Origin of the sequence: Rhizobium sp. CECT 9324 (assembly GCF_918741265.1) — a bacterium.
GTDB lineage: Bacteria > Pseudomonadota > Alphaproteobacteria > Rhizobiales > Rhizobiaceae > Allorhizobium.
The window spans coordinates 2,109,195-2,130,745 of sequence record NZ_CAKKMZ010000001.1 but is presented as its reverse complement, the minus strand read 5'-3'; the positions used below and the strand labels follow the sequence as shown (position 1 = coordinate 2,130,745).

Annotated in this window: 21 protein-coding genes and 3 pseudogenes; 2 read left to right on the top strand and 22 right to left on the bottom strand. The window is 59.3% G+C overall.

Annotated features, from left to right (window positions below; all coding sequences use genetic code 11):
- Positions 1-6: 6 nt before the first annotated feature.
- The 9 genes and pseudogenes from LQ231_RS10585 to LQ231_RS10545 all read right to left on the bottom strand — a co-directional run bounded on the left by LQ231_RS10585 (position 7) and on the right by LQ231_RS10545 (position 9,145).
- The gene (locus tag LQ231_RS10585) at positions 7-405 is read right to left on the bottom strand and encodes a VOC family protein (RefSeq protein WP_230171287.1); all 399 of its coding nucleotides are present in this window, start codon (positions 403-405) and stop codon (positions 7-9) included.
- A 92-nt stretch (positions 406-497) separates the two neighbouring features.
- Positions 498-1,727: an MFS transporter gene (locus LQ231_RS10580; RefSeq protein ID WP_230171286.1), complete on the bottom strand. Its 1,230-nt coding sequence runs from the start codon at positions 1,725-1,727 to the stop codon at positions 498-500.
- Positions 1,728-2,106: 379 nt separating this feature from the next.
- A pseudogene (locus LQ231_RS10575) lies at positions 2,107-2,306 on the bottom strand (hypothetical protein); the annotation flags it as partial.
- 31 nt (positions 2,307-2,337) lie between these two features.
- Positions 2,338-4,113 (bottom strand): adenylate/guanylate cyclase domain-containing protein, encoded by a 1,776-nt coding sequence (locus LQ231_RS10570; RefSeq protein WP_230171285.1) that lies wholly within the window; start codon positions 4,111-4,113, stop codon positions 2,338-2,340.
- 134 nt (positions 4,114-4,247) lie between these two features.
- A pseudogene (locus LQ231_RS10565) lies at positions 4,248-4,619 on the bottom strand (transposase); the annotation flags it as partial.
- Between the two features lie 136 nt (positions 4,620-4,755).
- Positions 4,756-5,942, bottom strand: a pseudogene (locus LQ231_RS10560) (IS3 family transposase).
- 181 nt (positions 5,943-6,123) lie between these two features.
- Positions 6,124-6,552 (bottom strand): VOC family protein, encoded by a 429-nt coding sequence (locus LQ231_RS10555; protein WP_230171284.1) that lies wholly within the window; start codon positions 6,550-6,552, stop codon positions 6,124-6,126.
- A gap of 196 nt (positions 6,553-6,748) precedes the next feature.
- Positions 6,749-8,584: a dihydroxy-acid dehydratase gene (gene ilvD / locus LQ231_RS10550; RefSeq protein ID WP_230171283.1), complete on the bottom strand. Its 1,836-nt coding sequence runs from the start codon at positions 8,582-8,584 to the stop codon at positions 6,749-6,751.
- Between the two features lie 357 nt (positions 8,585-8,941).
- The gene (locus LQ231_RS10545; RefSeq protein ID WP_113144365.1) at positions 8,942-9,145 is read right to left on the bottom strand and encodes a DUF1059 domain-containing protein; all 204 of its coding nucleotides are present in this window, start codon (positions 9,143-9,145) and stop codon (positions 8,942-8,944) included.
- A 441-nt stretch (positions 9,146-9,586) separates the two neighbouring features.
- Here LQ231_RS10545 and msrP point away from each other — a divergent pair, with 441 nt between their 5' ends.
- Positions 9,587-10,534 carry a protein-methionine-sulfoxide reductase catalytic subunit MsrP gene (gene msrP, locus LQ231_RS10540; protein WP_230171282.1) on the top strand — a complete coding sequence of 316 codons (948 nt, stop codon included), beginning with the start codon at positions 9,587-9,589 and terminating at the stop codon, positions 10,532-10,534.
- Positions 10,535-10,536: 2 nt separating this feature from the next.
- Complete coding sequence (gene msrQ, locus LQ231_RS10535; RefSeq protein ID WP_230171281.1) at positions 10,537-11,172, top strand: protein-methionine-sulfoxide reductase heme-binding subunit MsrQ; 636 nt, start codon at positions 10,537-10,539, stop codon at positions 11,170-11,172.
- A gap of 128 nt (positions 11,173-11,300) precedes the next feature.
- Here msrQ and LQ231_RS10530 read toward each other — a convergent pair whose 3' ends face one another.
- The 13 genes from LQ231_RS10530 to rpsH form a co-directional block, all read right to left on the bottom strand.
- Positions 11,301-13,448 (bottom strand): EAL domain-containing protein, encoded by a 2,148-nt coding sequence (locus tag LQ231_RS10530; RefSeq protein ID WP_230171280.1) that lies wholly within the window; start codon positions 13,446-13,448, stop codon positions 11,301-11,303.
- A gap of 326 nt (positions 13,449-13,774) precedes the next feature.
- The gene (gene rplQ, locus LQ231_RS10525; RefSeq protein WP_007598335.1) at positions 13,775-14,197 is read right to left on the bottom strand and encodes a 50S ribosomal protein L17; all 423 of its coding nucleotides are present in this window, start codon (positions 14,195-14,197) and stop codon (positions 13,775-13,777) included.
- A gap of 116 nt (positions 14,198-14,313) precedes the next feature.
- Entirely contained in the window at positions 14,314-15,324 is a 1,011-nt protein-coding gene (locus LQ231_RS10520) for a DNA-directed RNA polymerase subunit alpha (protein ID WP_007598337.1), read from the bottom strand.
- Positions 15,325-15,424: 100 nt separating this feature from the next.
- Positions 15,425-15,814, bottom strand: coding sequence for a 30S ribosomal protein S11 (gene rpsK / locus LQ231_RS10515; protein ID WP_007598338.1), 390 nt, complete (start codon positions 15,812-15,814; stop codon positions 15,425-15,427).
- Between the two features lie 126 nt (positions 15,815-15,940).
- Positions 15,941-16,309, bottom strand: a complete 369-nt coding sequence (gene rpsM, locus LQ231_RS10510) for a 30S ribosomal protein S13 (RefSeq protein ID WP_007598340.1) — start codon at positions 16,307-16,309, stop codon at positions 15,941-15,943.
- A 230-nt stretch (positions 16,310-16,539) separates the two neighbouring features.
- Complete coding sequence (locus LQ231_RS10505; RefSeq protein ID WP_230171279.1) at positions 16,540-17,190, bottom strand: adenylate kinase; 651 nt, start codon at positions 17,188-17,190, stop codon at positions 16,540-16,542.
- Positions 17,187-18,527, bottom strand: coding sequence for a preprotein translocase subunit SecY (gene secY / locus LQ231_RS10500; RefSeq protein ID WP_113140778.1), 1,341 nt, complete (start codon positions 18,525-18,527; stop codon positions 17,187-17,189). The genes LQ231_RS10505 and secY overlap by 4 nt, the downstream gene beginning before the upstream one ends.
- Before the next feature lie 239 nt (positions 18,528-18,766).
- Positions 18,767-19,246, bottom strand: coding sequence for a 50S ribosomal protein L15 (rplO, locus tag LQ231_RS10495; RefSeq protein ID WP_230171278.1), 480 nt, complete (start codon positions 19,244-19,246; stop codon positions 18,767-18,769).
- A 16-nt stretch (positions 19,247-19,262) separates the two neighbouring features.
- Entirely contained in the window at positions 19,263-19,472 is a 210-nt protein-coding gene (rpmD, locus tag LQ231_RS10490; RefSeq protein ID WP_007598359.1) for a 50S ribosomal protein L30, read from the bottom strand.
- Positions 19,473-19,486: 14 nt separating this feature from the next.
- Positions 19,487-20,056 carry a 30S ribosomal protein S5 gene (rpsE, locus tag LQ231_RS10485; RefSeq protein WP_113140776.1) on the bottom strand — a complete coding sequence of 190 codons (570 nt, stop codon included), beginning with the start codon at positions 20,054-20,056 and terminating at the stop codon, positions 19,487-19,489.
- 144 nt (positions 20,057-20,200) lie between these two features.
- The gene (gene rplR, locus LQ231_RS10480) at positions 20,201-20,563 is read right to left on the bottom strand and encodes a 50S ribosomal protein L18 (protein WP_007598363.1); all 363 of its coding nucleotides are present in this window, start codon (positions 20,561-20,563) and stop codon (positions 20,201-20,203) included.
- 12 nt (positions 20,564-20,575) lie between these two features.
- A complete protein-coding gene (gene rplF / locus LQ231_RS10475) occupies positions 20,576-21,109 on the bottom strand; it encodes a 50S ribosomal protein L6 (RefSeq protein WP_113140775.1) in 534 nt (177 codons plus the stop codon).
- A gap of 42 nt (positions 21,110-21,151) precedes the next feature.
- Entirely contained in the window at positions 21,152-21,550 is a 399-nt protein-coding gene (gene rpsH / locus LQ231_RS10470; protein ID WP_007598367.1) for a 30S ribosomal protein S8, read from the bottom strand.
- Between the last annotated feature and the right edge of the window lies 1 nt (position 21,551).

Below are 21,551 nucleotides of genomic sequence, written 5' to 3'. Positions count from 1 at the left end.
TGGACATCACGAGGGAGATTTGCAGACAGCCTCAATATGGTTTCCGTCTGGGTCAATTGCGAAGGCCGCGTAGTAATGTGGACCATAATGCGGCCTGAGACCCGGGCCTCCGTTATCAACGCCTCCGTGCTCCAATGCCGCGAAATGAAATGCGTTGACCGCTTCTCGGTTAGGGGCAGCAAAGGCCAGATGATGTCCTGAGCCACCAGAGACTGCGGCACCAACGCGAAGCTTAATGGCGAACTTGTCTCCGGAGTTTGGTGGTCCGTAACCGATAGCTTGGTCGTCACTGCCGAGCGCTAAATCTTCCCAGACCCTCGAATACCCCAACGCGGAAAGCACCGCATCATAGAAGTTGGACGAGGCTTGAATGTTTGAGACGCCAAACGAAGCGTGATGAAGCATTTTGCCCCCACTTTCGACCAATGCACGGAGCAATATAGTCGGGGTCCTACGGCAGCCGCAATGTCTCCTATTGGCGCGAAGCCGCCCTGCCGTCATTTACGCCGTCCGGCTAAAAACGCCATAACTGCCAGAAACTGGATAGCCACCGCCAATATGAAAACGGCGGGATCGAAGATCGTCCGGGCAATGCCGAACAGTGCGGGAGCGAGGGCATAGGTCGCCTGGCTCAGAGCCACGATCAGCGGCACCACTCGGGAGACATCGGCTTTATCGAACTCCGCCTGGGCGATGAGAGGCGGGAGCGATGTGGCGTTGCCGATGCCCAGGCCGAAAAGCAGCACACCGGCAACAATTGCAGCAGTATTTCCTCCACCCGTCGTCAAAAGCATCAGGGTGCCGATGATCTGAACGCCATAACTGGCGGAAGCAATCAGACGGCGGTCCGCCGAAACCGGCATCAGCCAGCCGATGCCGGTGCGCCCGAGGATTGCCGCAACGGTAGCCCCTCCCATCAGCAGGCCCGCCGACCGTGATCCGAAGACCGGAACCATGATCGAAAACAGATGGGCCAGTAGCCCGATCTGCGCAAAAAGCCCGGCAACCATACCCACTGCCAGCGTCAAGAAGCGGCGGTCGCGCCAAAGCAAAGCGCCTGCCATGGGCGCAGCGGGCAGTGGAGCCGTCGCCTCGTGGTCCGGCTGCGCTCCGTCCGGAAATTGCCCCAGAACGTCGGGAGATTTGGAAAATGCCAGAACGGACAAGGCGACCACGATGGTGACCATGGAGATGCCAACGACGACGGCTGCCTGTGCAAACCCGCTTGAGGCTATGAGCATAACCCACAGGGGGGAGAAGATCACGCCACCCACACTCGCGCCATTGTAGGCCATGGACAGTGCTGCCGGGCGGGCCCGGACAAACCAGGGCACGATAATGGCATTCACTGCCGCAGCGCCCATCGCAACCCAGCCTGTTCCGCTCAAGAGAGCGGAGGCAAACAGGTGCCACGGCTGGTCGGCCACGGACCAACCAACGACGCCGATGGCGAGAAGAACTGCGCCGATGGTGGTGACCGCGGCTACGCCCGCAAGCCGATACAGTCGGGGAAGGTTTGCCACGACGGCCGCACCGACCAAAAAGTGCAGCGTTACGGCAGCCGAGACAAGCGCGACGGACCATCCCGTTCGCTGGACCACCATCTGCAGGTAGATCGGTGGTCCGTAAAATCCGACACCCCAGCCAAAGACTGCCAGCACGAAGGTCGCAGCGACCACATGCCAGCCGAAAAAGGATGCGCTCGTGGATGGTGGGCAAGATGTCATGACCTGAGCTCCAGTGGCGAAAGGCCTTATGGCAGCTTCCGGGAAGTGATGCTTCGGTCGCGATCGAAGTGTTCGCGCTTGGCGACTGTTGGCGCTGAGCGGGAGACACCTGTCAGCCCACTGCAGTCATGGAGTGGAGCGCGAACGGGAAAGCTCTGTTTCACGCCACTGCATCGACGGTTCGATGTCCGCCAATGGCGCATGGTGAAAGTCGATCCCAACCCGTCTCTGCGCGGGCAGCGGCGTTCGTGCAGCGATCGGGTCTCAAGTTAAATTCGGCTTTAATGCGCGAATCTTTAATCGCGACGGCATAGGAGATCTGCAATCGCAATAGCCGGTCTTCGCCAACGATGCCTTTCAAACACAACACCGCCCGCCGCCATCGGATCTCACAAAGCTTCATGTCTTCGAGACGGCGCTCCGACGTCGGGAAATGTCCCCGCGGGCAATCAAGAGGCCGCTTGAGGTTCTTCTGGCGGAGACCGAGATGAAGGCCGAGGCGAAGCATGGAGAAGGAACGGCGGCTTCAGCGGTTGGTCAGGGGTAGCGATGCTCGTCCGGCATCCGCCTGATGATTTCTTGGTGCTTTTGTGCTGGTAGTGCGACGCCATTATCCTTCGATACGACGCTTCTCTCCCGGGGGAAGCCCATGCTCGATCAACCTGTCGAGGTAGTCGCAGTAAGGACTGCCTTCATAGAATGGGTGGGCCGCCTCTCGGACGTATTCCGCATTCAGGTTTGGAAACTTCTTCAAAGCATCAGAGATCCACATCTTTACTTCATCGGTATTGCCCTCCTTCAGGGCCACCAACGCTGCCCCAATGAATGGATAGTAGGTTGTGCGTTCGAAGGTCGCGCCTTCCCGCAGATGCATCCGGGCCATTAAGAGGTCATCGGGCTCACCTCTCAGCATCAAGCCAATACCGAGTAATGTCTTGAACGCAAACATAGACGGATCGTGAGGACTGAGATCGATGGCATTCTGTGCAGCTCTAATCGTCGTATCGGCGTCCCAGAGCCGCACGGCTGCCATTCCATGTGCGAAGTGAAGAAATGCGTAGTTGCGATTTAATGCAAGGCCCTGTTCAGCGACAGGCATGGCCTCAGCCGCTCGCCCGGCAACCGTAAGAAGGAGAGACATCATCGCGTATGCGATATCGCTCCGCCTGTCGATTTCTAATGCCTTCGTGGCGAACGATAATCCCTCCTTGACAGCGACAGGCACGTCTGCGGCACGCCCCCAAAGGACGAGTGCGTATCGGTGACGAGCTAAATAGGCGTAGGGAAGTGCGAAATTCGGATCGTGTTCGAGCGCTTGTCGAAGGAATTTCTCGGCGGTGGCTTGAGAACCAGCTTCGAAGGAAAGCAATTCAGCAATGCCGCGGTGGCAAAGTTCCCAAGCAGTAAGGTTGTCGGTCGATTTGGTGAGGGCGAGGCCCCGTTCGTGCGCTCCCAGTTCTGGTTCGATGCCCGCGATAATCCGGCGCGTTATCTCATCCTGCACATCAAAAAAATCGGCGACCGGTCGATCCCACCGCTCGGCCCAGATGTGTGCTCCGGACAGCGCGTCGATTAGCTGTACCGCGATCCTCAATCGATCACCTGACCGCCGAACCGATCCTTCCACGACATAGCGCACACCAAGTTCGCGGGCGATCTTGCGTACGTCCTTGGCTGTTCCCTTGTAGGCGAACGTCGAGTTGCGAGCGATCACGAACAACCATCGAAAGCGACCTAGTTCCGTGATGACGTCTTCGACCAGTCCGTCGACAAAGAAGTCCTGATCGGGCGTGGCAGAAAAATTCTGAAATGGGAGAACCGCGATCGAAGCCCGTTCCTGCCCAGAGAGCCGAACCGGGCTCGGTGCCGAGCCGTCCACCTCGACCTGCCACACATCAATCGGTTCGGGGATATTCTTAACGGACTGCGGCCCGAGCCACGTCATCCCAGCCTCAATCTTGCCTCGCACATGATCGTAGATTGCTCGAGATATGCAGATGCCTCCTTCGGGTGCGATGGTTTCAAGTCGCGCAGTTATGTTGACGGAGTCGCCGAGGATGTCGTCCCCATCGATCACCACGTCTCCCAGATGAAGACCGATCCGGAAACGCAGACCTCGGTCGTCCCCTTGAGGAGACTCGAGCGAGATCAAGGTGCGCTGTATTACAAGAGCCGTTCTTACTGCCAACACTGGCGATGGGAAATCGACTAGAAGCCCGTCGCCCATTGTTTTGACGATGCGGCCTCCACCTTCCCTAATCGCCGGGTCAATCACATAGGTTCGCGCATCGCGCAGCCGCGAAATTGTTCCTTCCTCGTCTGCCGCTATAAGACGAGAATAGCCGACCAAATCGGCGGCCATTATTGTGGTAAGGCGACGTTCCACGCTTTCCCCTCCGCCAAGAAAATACAGTATCGCCTGAAAAGAAAATGCGAAAGCGCTCTTGAACGGCGCCAATCAGTTGTCGGTTTTAAAACTAAAGTCCATCTCGCAGAAGGATCGTGCCCCAGGGGTTCCATGCCGATGCGATGCAGCTCGAACGAACAGCAGGGGCAAATCTTACTCTCCGGCTCGATGACCTCGTCATAACGGGGAAGATACTTGGGCGAGTGGCCGATGTTGCGAGTTGGCGATCGCCGTGCTTGCGTTTTGTATTCACTGACCGGCGCGACATCGCCATTGGCAGCAACGGGAATGTCGCTCAGATCGCCAAGGTCAAGGATCGCCTGCGTCGGATCGATGGTCGTCATCTTCTCCGATTTCGTCCCAAAAAGCTGGCCCTCAAGGAAAGCCACCCGCGCCTTAAGGTCGGCATTCTCTTCGTTGGGCGAGAGAATGATCCGGGTCAATCGCGCAGCGTCCTGGGGCAAGGGATCGTGTCGAAGCGGCATGACGGATCCTACCACGAAGACCAACATCATCAAGCAAAGCCAATAGGATCAACCTACTTTCAAGGGGCGTTTTACCGGGTTTTACGTTACCCTTGTCCAGTCGATATGGCCTGCTGCCGGTTTTTCGGACACTGAGTTAAGCTAATCCCTCCTTGGTTTCAAAGTCATTGGGGCTGAGATAGCCCAGTGTCGAATGCCGTCTCTTCGGATTGTAGAAGCGCTCGATGTAATCGAACACATCCGCTCTGGCGTCATTCCTCGCGCGATAAACCCTGCGTGCTGTTCTCTCAGTTTTCAGTGATGAGAAGAAGCTTTCCATTGCAGCGTTGTCCCAGACATTTCCAGAGCGGCTCATGGAGCAGGTGATGCCGTGGTCGCTCATGAGGCGCTGAAACTGCTCGCTCGTATATTGGCTTCCCTGATCAGAATGATGCAGGAGCGCGCGTCTGGTTTTCCTCGACGCCAGATCGCCATGATCAGCGCATCTGTGACGAGCTGGGCCGTCATGTTGGCATTCATCGACCAGCCCACGACACGGCGTGAGAACAGGTCAATGACGGCCGCGACATACAGCCAGCCTTCTGCTGTCCAGAGATAGGTGAAGTCGGCCACCCATTTCTGGTTCGGCCGCTCTGCCATGAACTGACGGTCCAGCACATTCGGCATGATGACGGCACGGTCACCGACATCCTTCGGCAACCCACGCCGTCTTGGCCTGGCCCTGAGCGCATTCAAGCGCATCAGCCGCTCAATACGATGGAGACCACAGGATAACCCTTCTTCCAGCACGTCATGCCATACGCGGCGAGCACCATAAGTGCGGTCGCTCGATTTGAAGCTCTGCGTGATCTTGTCCAGCAGAACCTCATCATAGCGGGCGTGTTCGCTCGGAGAACGATTGAGCCAGGCATGGAAACCTGAACGAGAAATCCCCAGCGCTTCGCAGAGCCATGCCACCCCTTGCCCGGCAGTCGTTGCGCAGCAACGACGATAGGGGCCAGATCGAACGGTGCTTTGCAATGAACGCGAACCTCATATCGCGTCCCTGGCAAAGTAGGCTGCGGCCTTTTTTAGGATGTCGCGCTCCGCCTTCAACTTGGCGACTTCACGACGGAGCCGATCGATCTCAAGCTGCTCTGGCTTCATCTGGCCTTTTCCAGGAAAAGACTGGCTGGGATCGTCGCCGTATTCGCGAACCCATTTGCGCAACACATTCTCGTGGACATCAAGGTCACGGGCCGCCTGGGCAACAGCGACCCCACGCTCCTTGACCAACTTCACCGCCTCAAGCTTGTACTCGCGGCTGAACTTCCTTCGTTGCATTCATGCTCTCCGGTTTCAGGAGGAACACCTTAACTCGATGTCCATGAAACCGGCAGCAGGCCAAGATCTCTACAGTCAGCAAATGTCGGTCTCGGTCAAAACCTGCCCGAGGGTGACGGATGCGGCTAATGGCTGAAGAATGAGCTGCCGCCGAGCGTAGCGGTTGAGCGGCTACCAAGCCTCAGCCGCGGCCATCCGGATATTCGGCCGGTCCCTTGATCTCGATCGTGTTGCCGAAGGGATCCTTGACGTAGAAGGAATGGCCCATGCCGCGGGCGCCGCCGTGCAGGGCCTCGCGGTCGATGGCAACGCCGTGGCTAGAGAGATGGGCGCGCAGTTCGTCATGGTCGAAGGGGCCGGTCGCGATGCAGACATGGTCGACATTGCGGCCGCCGGCGACCGGCGGGGCTGCCTTTTGGCCGCCCGGATGGGTGATGTCCCAGAGCACGATCAGGGCTGCACCGCACCAGACCTGTTCCATGCCGAGCGCCGGATAGGTGTAGCCGGTGCGGCAGCCGAGGACATCGTGATAAAAGCTAAGCGCCTTTTCCATGTCGTCGACGATGAAGACGACGTGGTCGATGCCGACGAGGCTAAAAGGGACGGTCATGGCTGGGTCCGGCTGATCGAGGGATTAAACAGAATTTTCCCGGTTCCAACCTCCGCGATCCTGCCACCGCGAGCTTTCCGGGGCGATCTTTCCGGGGACGATCTTTCCGGGGCGACCGAACTGCATCCGGTCTGGCGAAGGCGAGACGTTAGGAGACGGGCGGCGGCGAACCGCCACCCGCGTGATCAGAGATGCCTTATTCCGGCAGGATGCGCACGGCGCCCTTGTCGGCCGATGAGGCAAATGCGGCATAGGCCTTCAGCGCGGTCGTGACATTGCGCTTGCGCTTTTCAGCCGGGAACCAGCCCTTTGCGTCCTGCTCGATGCGGCGACGCTCGAGTTCGGCCGGATCGACGGCGAGGTTGATCGTGCGGTTCGGGATGTCGATCTCGATCAGGTCGCCTTCCTGGACGAGGCCGATCGCGCCGCCCTGGGCTGCTTCCGGCGAGGCATGGCCGATCGAGAGGCCGGAGGTGCCGCCGGAGAAGCGGCCATCGGTGATCAGCGCGCAGGCCTTGCCGAGGCCCTTCGACTTCAGGTAGCTGGTCGGATAGAGCATTTCCTGCATGCCGGGGCCGCCCTTCGGGCCTTCGTAGCGGATCACGACCACGTCGCCAGCCTTGACCTCGTTCGACAGGATCGCCTTGACCGAAGCGTCCTGGCTTTCGAAGACGCGGGCGGGGCCGGAGAATTTCAGGATGGATTCATCAACGCCGGCTGTCTTCACGATGCAGCCGTCGAGGGCGATGTTGCCGTAAAGCACGGCGAGGCCGCCGTCCTTGGAGAAGGGCTTTGCGACCGAGCGGATGACGCCGTTGTCGCTGTCGGTGTCGAGTTCATCCCAACGCGAGGACTGGGAGAAGGCGACCTGGGTCGGCACGCCGCCGGGGGCTGCCTTGAAGAAGGTTCGGACCGTCTCGGAATTGGTGCGGGTGATGTCCCAGCGGTTGATCGCATCGCCGAGCGTCGGCTCGTGCACGGTCTTGCATTCGGTGTTGAGCAGGCCGCCGCGTTCGAGTTCGCCGAGAATGCGCATGATGCCGCCGGCGCGGTGCACGTCTTCCATATGCACGTCCTGCTTGGCAGGGGCGACCTTGGACAGGCACGGTACGCGGCGCGACAGGCGGTCGATATCGTCCATGGTGAAATCGACGCCGCCTTCATAAGCGGCTGCCAGGATATGCAGGACCGTGTTGGTCGAGCCGCCCATGGCGATGTCGAGCGCCATGGCGTTCTCGAAGGCTTCCTTGGTGGCGATGTTGCGCGGCAGGACGCTGTCATCGTCCTGCTCATAGTAGCGGCGGCAAAGATCGACGATCAGATGGCCGGCCTCGACGAACAGGCGGCGGCGGTCGGAATGGGTGGCGAGCGTCGAACCGTTGCCGGGCAGCGACAGGCCCAGCGCCTCGGTCAGGCAATTCATCGAGTTTGCGGTGAACATGCCGGAGCACGAACCGCAGGTAGGACAGGCAGAGCGTTCGATGACCGCGACGTCCTCGTCGGAGATCTTGTCGTCGGCGGCAGCGACCATGGCATCGACCAGATCGAGTGCGACGGTCTTGCCGTGCATGACGACCTTGCCGGCCTCCATCGGGCCGCCGGAGACGAAGACGGCCGGGATATTGAGGCGCATGGCGGCCGAGAGCATGCCGGGGGTGATCTTGTCGCAGTTCGAGATGCAGACCATGGCATCGGCGCAGTGCGCATTGACCATGTATTCGACCGAGTCGGAGATGATCTCGCGCGACGGCAGCGAATACAGCATGCCGTCATGGCCCATGGCGATGCCGTCGTCGACGGCGATGGTGTTGAATTCCTTGGCGACGCCGCCGGCCGCCTCGATTTCGCGGGCGACCAGCTGACCGAGATCCTTCAGGTGCACATGGCCCGGAACGAACTGGGTAAACGAATTGACCACGGCGATGATCGGCTTGCCGAAATCGCCGTCCTTCATGCCGGTGGCGCGCCATAGGCCGCGCGCGCCCGCCATGTTGCGGCCGTGGGTCGTGGTTCTCGAACGATAGACTGGCATCGGTGTTACCTCGGATTTGTTCTTTCGCGCGGGCAGGCCCTTTAACGCGTCCGGTAAAAAGGCCGCAACACGCCCGCTTTTGATACCGTAGGTAACGGATCAGCCACGGGCTGTCACTATCGGCAACCGGCAATTCGGTACGGTCGACGATAACAGCTCGGCAGTGGCCGCGCCAGCCGAGCCGACCGACATCAGGCAGTCAACCGATGGTGCCGTTGATCTTCTTGCCCGGCTTTGACGTCGCGTGTGCGCGGCTTTTGCGCAGATTGCACGTTGCCGGCAGAGCGCTGCGGGGCGCCCTTGCCGACATTCAGACCCTTCCATTCCGTTGCCGCCATATTCCTCCGTCACACTCCGTCAGGCGACGTTGCGCGGCGCTTCCATCTCATGGATGGCCTTCCTGAGTTCGGCGCGGAATTGCGGACTGTCGTGCTCGCCGTGAACGGAGACGGCGTGCGTGACCGCGGCATTGACCAGTTCGTCGGTGCTGTCCGCGGATATGGCTATGGTGCATTTCATTTCGCTCGGAAATTCCCGGCAATCGATAAATTTGCGTGCCATCTTTGCCTCCCTAGCATGTCCGCCGCAGTGATTGGGCGGACGGCTCGATTTTACGCCTATCGTCGAGGCGCGACAAACGGGAAATGCGGCTCAGGCGGGCTTCCTGTGGCGAGCGAAGCCGGGCGACAACTGCCGACCGTGCCATCTCCTGAGAATCCCCCGTTTTGACCGCAGCGCGCATGGCGTGTGAAGCGGATGGGCGTGCCGCAACGTCAGCCCGGTCGGTGCGACGCAGTGACACATGTCCCGGCCGCAAACGTCAAGTAATCAGCCATATCTCTGGCCATGTCTCAGGGGAACGCGATTTCACAGCGGGGTCAGACGATTGCGAACACAAAATTGTTTTCGGCCGTGTGCTTTTCCAAAGGGTGAAACTCTGTTTTCCTATCTCTCGTCTCCTATGTCATCGGATATGCCGAACAGGAGCGAGAAGAGGTTACCATGTCGCGCTACCAACCGCCGAAAATCGCCTCGAGCGAAATCACCCCGCAAGGGCTCTATCTCAATCGTCGCGGCCTGATGGGGCTTGCGGCCGGCGGGATTGCCGCGGCTGCCGCGCCCGGCGCCTTTGCCGCAGCGCTGACGGCAACGCCCAGTGCCTACAAGGTCGATGCGAAGCTGACCTCGAAGGAAGACGTCACGACCTACAACAATTTCTATGAGTTCGGGACGGGCAAGGAAGATCCGTCGCGCAATGCCGGTTCGCTGAACACGCGGCCCTGGACGATCGAGGTCGGCGGACTGGTGGCCAAGCCGCAGGTGATCGACATCGAGACGATCATGCGCGACTACACGATGGAAGAGCGCGTCTACCGGATGCGCTGCGTCGAGGCCTGGTCGATGGTGATCCCGTGGATCGGCTTCCCGATCTCCGCGCTGCTCGACAAGGTCGAGCCGCTGGGCTCGGCGAAATATGTCGCCTTCGAGACCCTTGTGCGGCCCGAGGAAATGCAGGGACAGGCCGGCATCTTCCAAGCACTGGACTGGCCCTATGTCGAGGGTCTCAGGCTGGACGAAGCGCGCCATCCGCTGGCGATCCTGGCAACCGGCCTTTATGGCGAAACCCTGCCGAACCAGAACGGCGCGCCGATCCGGCTCGTGGTTCCGTGGAAATACGGTTTCAAGGGCATCAAGTCGATCGTCAAGATCACGCTGACCGAGCAGGAGCCGCCATCGACCTGGAACCGGCTGCAGGCCTCGGAATACGGCTTCTATGCCAATGTCAATCCGGCGGTCGATCATCCGCGCTGGAGCCAGGCGACCGAGCGGCGGATCGGCGAGGCCGATGGCCTGTTCGGCGGGGCGCGCGTCGATACCCTGCCCTTCAACGGCTATGCCGACGAGGTCGCCAGCCTCTATGCGGGCATGGACCTGACGAAGTTCTACTGACCATGGCAAGCCTTGCACTTCCCGCCCGCTTCAAGCCGGCTTCGGTCTGGGCGCTCTATGCGCTCGGACTGATGCCCGGCCTCTATGCGTTTTATCTCGGCATTTTCGGCGGGCTCGGCGCCGATCCGGTGCGCAGCTTCGAGCACCTGCTCGGTCTCTGGGCCCTGCGTTTCCTCTGTCTCGGGCTGGCGGTCACACCGATCCGTGACCTGTTAGGCTATAACCTTATTAGCTACAGGCGTGCGCTCGGCCTTCTCGCCTTCTATTATGTGCTGGCGCATTTCACCGTCTACCTGACGCTCGACCGCGGCCTGATTTTCTCGTCGATTGCCGGCGATATTCTCAAGCGGCCCTATATCATGCTCGGCATGGCCGGACTGATCATGCTGATCCCGCTGGCCGCAACCTCGAACAAGTGGTCGATCAAGCGGCTCGGTCCACGCTGGAACCAGTTGCACAAGCTCGCCTACCCGATCCTGTTCGTGGCCATCCTGCATTATGCGCTGTCGCTGAAGGCGATCACTGGGGAGCCGGCGTTTTACATTGCCGTGGTGACCCTGCTGCTGGGCTATCGGCTGGTGCGGCCGAAACTGATGGAGCGAAAGCGGGCGAAGCGGATGGCGGCAGCCACGCGCTGACAGTCGTTGCAGAGGACGACCCGCCGGGATTGGGCAGCGATCCCGGCCGGACGGCCACCCTCAATACCTAGAGAATGGCCCTGGCGTCTCAGCCAATTCCTGGATTTGCCGCTTGAGGACAAGTACGTCTACGAGAGCAGCAGCCTGAAATCATCAGCCGCCAGGGGCCTGGAGAAAAGGTAGCCTTGCCCGATCTTGCAGCCTTCGCGCTGAAGGAAGTCGCGCTGCATTTCGGTTTCTATGCCTTCGGCGACGAATGCTATCCCCATGCCTCGTGCGAGTGCAATGACCGCGCGGATAATCTGGGCATCGGCAGATTCGAGCACCAACTTGCGAATATAGGTCTGGTCGAGCTTCAGCTTGTCGACCGGGAAATCGCGCAGATAGCGGAATGTCGAGTGCCCGCTTCCGAAATCGTCGATTGAGATAGCAAAGCCCAGGTCCTGAAGGTCTCGCAGGCATGGCATGACTGCCGGAGAACCTTCGATGAGCAGGCTTTCCGTCAATTCGAGCTCAAAGTCGCGCGCACGACCACCAAACTCAGCGAGGCATTGGCTAAAGGTATCGGCAAGGTCAACCCCAAGCTGGCCACCGGACACGTTGATCGAAATCGGTGGCACGGTCAGGCCGCTGTCGCTCCAGATCTTGCGTTGCCGCAAAGCCTCCTCGAAGACCCAGCGTCCCAGCTGAACAATAGATCCAGATTTCTCCGCAAGCGGAATGAAAATGTCGGGGCGTTGAGCGCCCAGGGTCGGATGGTTCCATCGCACCAAGGCTTCTGCCGATACAATCGCTCCCGTGGCGATATCCACCAGGGGCTGATAGTGGAGATAAAGTTCCCCATTGGCGATCGCGCTTTCCAGCGAGCGCGCCAGCAAGGTGGCATTGCTGAACCGCTCATCGTGCTCACGCGCATACAGCGCGTAGGAGCCCGGTCCTTGCGACTTTGCTCCGCGCAAAGCCTGCTCCGCCTGGAACTTCAATTCGCCGGGAGCGACCTCAGCTCCGCTCTCGCCCTGATGCAGCGTCCCGCCGATCACGGCCTGGACCGCAATGGAACGCTCGCCCACCTGTATCGGGATGGCGATTGCGGTGGCCAGCGACTGCGCAAGACCAGCTAACGCCTCAGCACTGTTACAGGTGTTCACCATCACTGCGAATTCGTCGCCTCCGAGACGGGCAGAGACGCCTTCTATCGATGCGGCAAAATCCGACAACCTTTGCCCGATGGCGCAGAGTACTTCGTCACCACCGTGAACCCCAACCGTCCCGTTGATCTGATGGAAGCCGCTGAGGTCGATATATAGCAGCGCGCATCCACGGGGATCGTCCCGCTCTTCGCTCAACCGCATGGCCAGCGCTTTTCGCCATGCGCCGCGACTGAGCAAACCGGTGAGCGGGTCGCGGAGCGCCAAGGCAGCGACTTCGCTCTCCCACCGCTTTTCAGCGCTGATTTCGATGGCCATGCCGTCCCAAACCGTCTCACCGCCGGCGTTAAGCCTGGGGATCGACTCACTGCGAAGCCAGTGGACGACGGCGTCGGTGGAGACGAGCCGGAATTCGTCCTGGTAGATCGTCATCTCGCTGGCAGATTTGCGGATCGCCCCGAGGATGCCTTCCAGATCTTCCGGATGGACATATTCGAAAAAATTGAACGCCTGATCCGCATTGTCGGTGCCAAGCAACTTACGCAGTGAAGGGCTTGTATAAACCATCTCAATTGAGCCATCCGACCGCAATAGGCGCTGATAGATGTAGCCCGGCATGTGGTCTGTAATGCTGGCAAGCGCGGCTTCTGCCGCAGCCTTTTCTTCATTGGCAATGTGCGTATCATCGCACTCGATCTGAAGGCCGATATATCCGATCAACGCTCCATGCTCGTTGCGGATCGGATCGATCGTCAGTTCGTTCCAGAACGGAGAGCCATTCTTACGATAATTCAGAATTTCACGCTGGATACCCACACCCACGGAGACCGCCGCTCGCAACTCCGCTATCGCTTCTGGATCGGTATCAACACCCTGCAGCAACCGACAGTTCTGCCCGAGAACCTCCGATTCCCGATAGCCTGTCAGTAACCTGAAGGCCGCGTTTACGTAGACAATCGGATTGTCGCTCCGGGTGTGGTCCGTGATGACGACTGGATACGAGGTCGCAGACAATGCGGCCAACCCCTCCGGCGTCTGCCTGATAGATCGGCGGAACTTTGCACCCATCGGCGCTGGGTTTTCACCGTCAGCTGACACAAAGGCCGGATTTGCTGCTTCGCTGTCCATATCGGGGGCCTTTGTATCCAGGCCCTCGAGCTTGAGGAGCTGATGTGTTGGTTCTAGCTGCGCAACGCCCTTTTTGCCATCCGCCGCGCAATACAAACGGGCAGCCCATCGGCCTCAACTCAGAGTGGAACACCATTCTTGATAATAGCCAAGATCATACAATAAATTCATAATTTTGTTCCAAAGAATCCGCAGCGCCTCGCCTGCAGACCTTCCAATGCCCGTATCCATCCAGCCCCGGCATCAGCAACATTCTGAAAAACGCCAAAGAGCCGGGTGATCGCTCACCCGGCTCTTTTGTCATCCATCCCTTGCGGGAAAGAAAATTACGCTGCTTCAGCTTCGGCTTCAGCGGCAACGCGGGCCTTGTCGGCTGCGCCCTTGGCATCGACGTCGCGCTCGACGAATTCGACAACAGCCATGGCGGCGTTGTCGCCGAGACGGTAGCCGGCCTTCATGATGCGCAGGTAGCCGCCGTTGCGGGTGGCGTAACGGGTCGCGATGGCATCGAACAGCTTGGCAACAACGGCAACGTCGCGGATCTGCGAGATTGCCTGGCGACGTGCATGCAGGTCGCCCTTCTTGCCGAGGGTCACGAGCTTTTCGACGATCGGGCGAATTTCCTTCGCCTTCGGCAGGGTCGTGACGATCTGCTCATGCAGGATGAGCGAAGCAGCCATGTTGGCGAACATCGCCTTACGGTGGCTGGCGGTACGGTTCAGCTTGCGGCCGGCTTTCTGGTGGCGCATTGCTATTCTCCTTTAAGTGCAGGCTCTATCTCAGAGGCTGCCGTTTCCTGACACATACAGGCATGCGCCTGCAGTTTGACGGGGAAAGGCAGATTTAGAGGCTGCCTTCACTGTTATTAATATTGGTCTTCGTAACGCTTGGCGAGATCTTCGATGTTCTCTGGCGGCCAGGCCGGTACTTCCATACCGAGGTGCAGGCCCATGGAAGCGAGAACTTCCTTGATTTCGTTCAGCGACTTGCGACCAAAGTTCGGCGTGCGCAGCATTTCCGCCTCGGTCTTCTGGATCAGATCGCCGATATACACGATGTTGTCGTTCTTCAGGCAGTTTGCCGAGCGGACAGACAATTCGAGTTCGTCGACCTTCTTGAGAAGCGCCGGGTTGAATGCGAGTTCGGTGACCGATTCCTCTTCGACTTCCTTCTGCGGCTCGTCGAAGTTGACGAACACGCCGAGCTGGTCCTGGAGAATGCGGGCGGCGAAGGCAACTGCGTCTTCACCGGTGACCGAACCGTCGGTCTCGATGGTCATGGACAGCTTGTCGTAGTCGAGAACCTGGCCTTCGCGGGTGTTTTCCACCTTGTAGGACACTTTCTTGACCGGCGAGTAGAGGCTGTCGACCGGGATAAGACCGATCGGGGCATCTTCTGCGCGGTTACGATCAGCCGGGACATAACCCTTGCCGTTGTTGACCGTGAACTCCATACGGATCTCGGCGCCCTCGTCGAGCGTGCAGATCACGTGGTTCGGGTTCAAGATCTCGATGTCGCCAACAGTCTGGATGTCGCCAGCGGTAACAACGCCCGGACCCTGCTTGCGAACGACCATGCGCTTGGCATCGTCGCCGTCCATCTTGATGGCGATTTCCTTGATGTTCAGGACGATATCGGTAACGTCTTCGCGGACGCCCGGGATCGACGAGAACTCATGCAGAACGCCGTCGATCTGCACAGCCGTGACAGCAGCACCGCGCAGCGACGACAAGAGAACGCGACGCAGAGCATTGCCGAGCGTCAGGCCGAAGCCACGCTCGAGCGGTTCTGCAACCAACGTTGCCTTGGTGCGGCCAGACGAGGTGAACTCCACCTTGTTCGGCTTGATCAGTTCCTGCCAATTCTTCTGGATCATAATTATACCTTCCGTTCGTCGTCACCATCCAATCGTGACGACCGAGCATGAGAAGCACCGGGAACGCGCTTTCAACGCATTCCCGGCAAACGAAGAATGATCAGACGCGACGCTTCTTGCGCGGACGGCAACCATTGTGCGGGATCGGGGTCACGTCGCGGATGGACGTGATCATGAAGCCGGCAGCCTGGAGGGCGCGCAGAGCGGACTCACGACCCGAACCCGGACCGCAAACTTCCACTTCGAGAGACTTCATTCCGTGTTCCTGAGCCTTCTTGGCGCAGTCTTCGGCCGCGATCTGAGCCGCAAACGGGGTCGACTTACGCGAACCCTTGAAGCCCTTCGCACCAGCAGACGACCAGGCAATTGCGTTGCCCTGTGCGTCAGTGATGGTGATCATGGTGTTGTTGAAGGTCGAGTTGACGTGAGCGACACCCGACGAGATGTTCTTGCGTTCGCGACGGCGAATGCGTGTGGCTTCCTTGGCCATGGTATTCCTTTCGTTGATCTTAGCACCGCCGTAATTCCAGCGGCTCCACCAATCGAGCCAATAGGCCAAAGGCTTTGCGCAATAGAGACCTATTGCCCAAAGCCTTCAAACCGATCGGCTCGAAAATTACTTCTTCTTACCAGCGATCGCCTTCGCCGGACCCTTGCGGGTGCGGGCGTTGGTGTGCGTACGCTGACCGCGGACCGGAAGGCCACGGCGATGACGCAGACCGCGATAGCAGCCCAGGTCCATCAGACGCTTGATGTTCATCGAGTTTTCGCGACGCAGGTCGCCTTCGACCTGGTAGTCGCGGTCGATGGTTTCGCGGATTGCCAAAACTTCAGCATCCGTGAGCTGGTGAACGCGACGTTCAGCCGGAATACCGACCTTCTCGACGATCTCCTGTGCGAATTTCGTGCCGATCCCGTGAATGTACGTCAGCGCAATAACTACGCGCTTCGCGGTCGGGATGTTGACGCCAGCGATACGTGCCACGCCTATTCTCCTTGCGTTCCAGTTGCCATCCGGCAAGTGGTGTCTCGTTACACGGCCCCCACGGAGCCGCAATTACAAATCCGGTTCTCAACAGTCAAAACGATCGGAACCGGTCTTCCGTCTTCAGGAAGAACGCGCCGATCGCTTCAATGTCGCGAGTTGGCGCGGTCTTTAGCGGAATCGGTCGACAAAAGCAACCGGCTCCACGAAGATTCTTAATCTCTAAGGCCTTACAGGCCGGCGAGAATGGCATCGATTTCGGCGGTCACGGCATCAATCTCGCCCATGCCGTCTACCGAATGCAGCTTGCCCTTGGCGTAGTAGTAGCCAAGCAGCGGTGCCGTTTCCTTGTAATAGGCCGACATGCGCGTGCGCACGGTTTCGGCATTATCGTCAGGACGGCGCTTGAAGTGGGTGGATCCGCACTTGTCGCAGACACCCTCGACCTTCGGCTTGAGGTTGGTATCGTGATAGCCGGCGCCACAGTTGGCACAGGTGTAGCGACCCGCAACACGTTCGGCCAGAACGATATCATCGACCTTGATCTCGATGACGGCCGACAGGTCAAGACCCTTGGCGTTCAGCATCGATTCGGTGGCATCCGCCTGCACCAGGGTGCGGGGGAAGCCATCGAGGATGAAACCCTTCGAACAATCCGGGGCGTCGATGCGCTCCGAGACGATCGCGATGACGATATCATCGGACACCAGCTTGCCGGCGTCCATGACGGCCTTGGCGCGCTTTCCGACTTCGGTGCCTGCGGATACAGCCGCACGCAGCATATCGCCCGTGGAGAGCTGCGGGATACCGTGCTTTTCCACGATCCGCTGGGCTTGGGTCCCCTTACCTGCGCCCGGCGGTCCTAATAGAATCAGTCTCATCGTCCCCTCTTTCCTCCACGCAACTTCGACTTCTTGATCAGGCCTTCATATTGCTGCGCGATCAGATGTCCCTGAATCTGTGCTACAGTATCAAGGGTGACGCTGACAACAATCAAAAGCGATGTACCACCAAGGGCTAATGGCACGCCGGTCTGCGCGACGAGGATTTCGGGAAGAATACACACCACGACCAAGTAGGCGGCGCCCACCACGGTGATGCGGGTCAACACGTAGTCGATGTACTCAGCCGTACGGTCGCCAGGACGGATGCCCGGAATGAAGCCGCCATGCTTCTTCAGATTGTCGGCCGTGTCCTTCGGATTGAAGACGATGGCCGTGTAGAAGAAGGCGAAGAAGGCGATCAGGCCCGCATACATCATCATATAGACCGGGTGACCATGGGTCAGGGCCGCGACGATCGTCGTTGCCCAGCCTGGCAGCTGCGCATTGCCGGCAAAACCGGCTGCCGTTGCCGGCAGGAGCAGCAGCGACGAGGCGAAGATTGCCGGGATGACGCCCGCAGTGTTCAGCTTCAGCGGCAGATGCGAGGTGTCGCCCTGGAACATGCGGTTGCCGACCTGGCGCTTCGGATACTGGATCAGAAGGCGACGCTGAGCGCGTTCGACAAAGACGATCAGGGCGATGGCTGCAATCGCCACGACAATGACGGCCAGGATGATGGCTGTCGACAGAGCGCCGGTGCGGCCGAGGTCGAGCGTGTGGGCAAGCGCCGTCGGCAGACCAGCAGCAATGCCGGCGAAGATGATCAGCGAAATGCCGTTGCCGATGCCGCGCGAGGTGATCTGCTCACCGAGCCACATCAGGAACATGGTGCCGCCAAGCAGCGTCAGAACCGTCGAAATGCGGAAGAACCAGCCTGCATCGGTGACGAGCCCCTGCCCGCTCTCGAGGCCGACGGCGATGCCGTAGGCCTGCAGAGCGCCGAGCAGAACCGTGCCGTAGCGGGTGTACTGGTTGATGATCTTGCGGCCCTGCTCGCCCTCTTTCTTGAGGTTTTCCAGCGCCGGAACGACCGAGGTCATCAGCTGGACGATAATCGAGGCCGAGATGTAAGGCATGATGCCGAGGGCGAAGATCGCCATGCGCTCTACAGCGCCACCGGAAAACATGTTGAAAAGACCGAGGATACCACCGGACTGACCCTGGAAGGCCGCGGCATATGCCTCAGGATTGAGGCCAGGCAGCGGAATATGCGTGCCAAGGCGATAGACCAGCAAGGCGGCCAGAGTGAACCAGAGGCGCTTCTTCAGATCTTCCGCCTTGGCGAAAGTCGAGAAGTTCAGGTTCGAGGCCAGTTGTTCCGCTGCAGAAGCCATAAAATTCTCCGCAAACCATGATCGGCAATGCTCATGCACCGACCGCAGGCTGTTCGTTCAAACTGCTTTTAAGAAAACAGGCGCGTGGGAGAAGTTGCCGAGCAACCGCATGCCTCACACTCTTGTTTTCCAGTACTTCCCGGAAGACGAAACAACGTCATTCCGTCCTGGGATCGTGAGGCTCACATATGGGAGCAAAATCGCCCGGTGTGAAGCACCCCGGGCGATTGATTCTTCACTTATTCAGCAACTTCTGCCTTGGCTTCCAGCAGCTTGATCGCGCCACCGGACTTTTCGATCTTCTCGACAGCGACCTTGGAGGCGCCGGCAACTTCGAACGTTACCTTTGTCGTGAGTTCGCCGCCGGACAGCACGCGAACGCCGTCCTTAAGACGACGGATAACACCGGCGGCCTTGAGGGCTGCCGCGTCAACCGTTGCCTTGGCATCGAGCTTGCCGGCATCGATCGCCTGCTGAACGCGGCCGAGCGATACGGTCACATATTCAGACGCGAAGATGTTGTTGAAGCCGCGCTTTGGCAGACGACGGTAGATAGGCATCTGACCGCCTTCGAAGCCGTTGACGGCAACGCCGGAACGGGCCTTCTGACCCTTGACGCCGCGACCACCGGTCTTGCCCTTGCCAGAGCCGATACCGCGACCTACGCGGATACGGTCCTTGGTTGCGCCTTCGTTGTCTTTGATTTCATTCAGTTTCATGATGGTATCCTCCGTCTCACTTCTCGTCGACGACGCGAACGAGATGCTGGACAGCACGGATCATACCGCGAACCGAAGGTGTATCCTCCAGCGTGCGAACCCGGTGCATCTTGTTGAGGCCCAAACCGACCAGCGTTGCGCGCTGGACTGCCGGACGGCGAATTGGGCTGCCGATCTGTTCGACCGTAACCGTCTTTGCTTCAGTCTTCTTCGTAGCCTTAGCCATGGATCCGACTCCTCTTATTCTTCAGACGCATTGCCGGAAGCGGCACGGCGAGACTGAAGCGTGGCGAATTTCAAGCCGCGCTGAGCTGCGATGTCCTTCGGATGCACCTGGTGCTTCAGGGCGTCGAATGTGGCGCGAACCATGTTGTATGGGTTCGACGAGCCAGTCGACTTGGCGACAACGTCGGACATGCCGAGCGTTTCGAAGACAGCGCGCATCGGGCCGCCTGCGATGATGCCGGTACCGGCCTTGGCCGAACGCAGAAGCACCTTGCCGGCGCCGTGGCGGCCATGAACGTCGTGATGCAGCGTACGGCCGTCACGCAGCGGAACGAAAATCAGTTCGCGCTTGGCGGCTTCGGTTGCCTTGCGGATCGCTTCCGGCACTTCACGTGCCTTGCCGTGGCCGAAACCAACGCGACCCTTCTGGTCACCAACGACGACGAGAGCTGCAAAGCCGAAACGACGGCCGCCCTTCACCACCTTGGCAACGCGGTTGATCGCGACCAGCTTGTCTACAAACTCGCTATCGCGCTCTTCACGGTTCTGGCGATCATCGCGCGAACCACGCTTTTCTTGTGCCATTGTCCTTTTCCTTTTTTCTTTTCCGGGTGCAATCGGCAGATTACTAAATTCCGCCCTGCCCTTTTCAGGCATGGGCGCGAATCCGGGGAGTGACCGGCTTTAAGCCGGAAATCCGCCCGAGCGCAAGCCCGGGCGGAGATTTCATCAGAAGTTCAGACCACCTTCGCGGGCCGCTTCGGCCAAAGCCTTGATGCGGCCGTGATAGATGAAGGCGCCGCGGTCGAATACGACATCCTTGACGCCAGCCTTGACAGCGCGTTCTGCAACCAGCTTGCCAACTGCGGCAGCTGCTGCAACGTCCGCGCCGGTCTTGAGACCGGTCTTCAGGCCGCCGTCGAGCGTCGAGGCAGCCGCGAGGGTCTTGCCAGCGACATCGTCGATGATCTGAGCGTAGATGTTCTTCGACGAGCGATGTACCGACAGACGCGGACGGCCATTGGCCACCGCTTTGATCTGACGTCGTACGCGGTTGGCACGACGAACAAGTGCTTCTTTTCTGCTTGCCATTTCGCGCGTTCCTTACTTCTTCTTGCCTTCTTTGCGGACAATCCGCTCTTCGGCATACTTAACACCCTTGCCCTTGTAGGGCTCAGGTCCGCGGTATTCGCGGATTTCAGCGGCGACCTGGCCGACCTGCTGCTTGTTGATGCCGGAGACGACGATTTCAGTCGGCTTAGGAACCGCGATCGAGATACCGACCGGTGGTTCGTAAACAACGTCATGGCTGAAGCCAAGTGCCAGCTGCAGGTTCTTGCCCTGCAGAGACGCGCGGTAACCAACGCCGTTGATTTCGAGCTTGCGCTCGTAACCGTCCTTGACGCCCTTGAAGATGTTTTCGATCATCGTGCGGGACATGCCCCACTTTGCGCGAGCATCCTTGGAGTCGTTGATCGGCAGGACGACAACAGCGTTGTCCTCGAGCTTCACGGAGACTTCGTCATTGGCGACGAAGAAGAGTTCGCCCTTAGGGCCCTTAGCAGTAACCTTCTGACCTTCAATCGAGGCCGTGATCCCTGCAGGAACCTGAACGGGCTTTTTACCGATACGAGACATGTTAAAATCCTGTCTGTTCGCTAGGGAGGACTTTGCTCAGTCTTAGAAGACCGAGCAAAGAACCTCACCACCAACATTCTGTTCGCGAGCTTGGTGATCGGCCATTACACCCTTCGGAGTCGAAAGGATCGTAATGCCGAGGCCGTTCGCGACCTGCGGGATGGACTTAACCGAGACATAAACTCGGCGGCCCGGCTTGGAGACACGGCCGATTTCGCGGATGACCGAAGCACCTTCGTAGTACTTCAGTTCAATCTGCAGCTCGGACTTGCCATTACCGTAATCGACCTGGGAATAGCCGCGGATATAACCTTCGGCCTGCAGGACATCGAGAACGCGTGCGCGCAGGTTCGAGGCCGGTGTGTTCACCGAGCTCTTGCGGCGTGCGGCGCCATTGCGGATGCGGGTGAGCATATCGCCCAACGGATCAGTCATCGTCATT

Coding starts and splice junctions, on each gene's coding strand:
- rplO (WP_230171278.1), bottom strand. CDS start 19,246: ATGAAACTGAATGAAATCAAAGACAACGAAGGCGCAACCAAGGACCGT.
- rplR (WP_007598363.1), bottom strand. CDS start 20,563: ATGGCAAGCAGAAAAGAAGCACTTGTTCGTCGTGCCAACCGCGTACGA.
- LQ231_RS10585 (WP_230171287.1), bottom strand. CDS start 405: ATGCTTCATCACGCTTCGTTTGGCGTCTCAAACATTCAAGCCTCGTCC.
- secY (WP_113140778.1), bottom strand. CDS start 18,527: ATGGCTTCTGCAGCGGAACAACTGGCCTCGAACCTGAACTTCTCGACT.
- LQ231_RS10520 (WP_007598337.1), bottom strand. CDS start 15,324: ATGATCCAGAAGAATTGGCAGGAACTGATCAAGCCGAACAAGGTGGAG.
- LQ231_RS10545 (WP_113144365.1), bottom strand. CDS start 9,145: ATGGCACGCAAATTTATCGATTGCCGGGAATTTCCGAGCGAAATGAAA.
- rpsH (WP_007598367.1), bottom strand. CDS start 21,550: ATGACGATGACTGATCCGTTGGGCGATATGCTCACCCGCATCCGCAAT.
- rpmD (WP_007598359.1), bottom strand. CDS start 19,472: ATGGCTAAGGCTACGAAGAAGACTGAAGCAAAGACGGTTACGGTCGAA.
- msrP (WP_230171282.1), top strand. CDS start 9,587: ATGTCGCGCTACCAACCGCCGAAAATCGCCTCGAGCGAAATCACCCCG.
- LQ231_RS10555 (WP_230171284.1), bottom strand. CDS start 6,552: ATGACCGTCCCTTTTAGCCTCGTCGGCATCGACCACGTCGTCTTCATC.
- rpsK (WP_007598338.1), bottom strand. CDS start 15,814: ATGGCCAAGGAAGCCACACGCATTCGCCGTCGCGAACGCAAGAACATC.
- msrQ (WP_230171281.1), top strand. CDS start 10,537: ATGGCAAGCCTTGCACTTCCCGCCCGCTTCAAGCCGGCTTCGGTCTGG.
- ilvD (WP_230171283.1), bottom strand. CDS start 8,584: ATGCCAGTCTATCGTTCGAGAACCACGACCCACGGCCGCAACATGGCG.
- rplF (WP_113140775.1), bottom strand. CDS start 21,109: ATGTCTCGTATCGGTAAAAAGCCCGTTCAGGTTCCTGCAGGGATCACG.
- LQ231_RS10505 (WP_230171279.1), bottom strand. CDS start 17,190: ATGAGACTGATTCTATTAGGACCGCCGGGCGCAGGTAAGGGGACCCAA.
- LQ231_RS10530 (WP_230171280.1), bottom strand. CDS start 13,448: ATGGACAGCGAAGCAGCAAATCCGGCCTTTGTGTCAGCTGACGGTGAA.
- rplQ (WP_007598335.1), bottom strand. CDS start 14,197: ATGCGCCACCAGAAAGCCGGCCGCAAGCTGAACCGTACCGCCAGCCAC.
- LQ231_RS10580 (WP_230171286.1), bottom strand. CDS start 1,727: ATGACATCTTGCCCACCATCCACGAGCGCATCCTTTTTCGGCTGGCAT.
- rpsE (WP_113140776.1), bottom strand. CDS start 20,056: ATGGCACAAGAAAAGCGTGGTTCGCGCGATGATCGCCAGAACCGTGAA.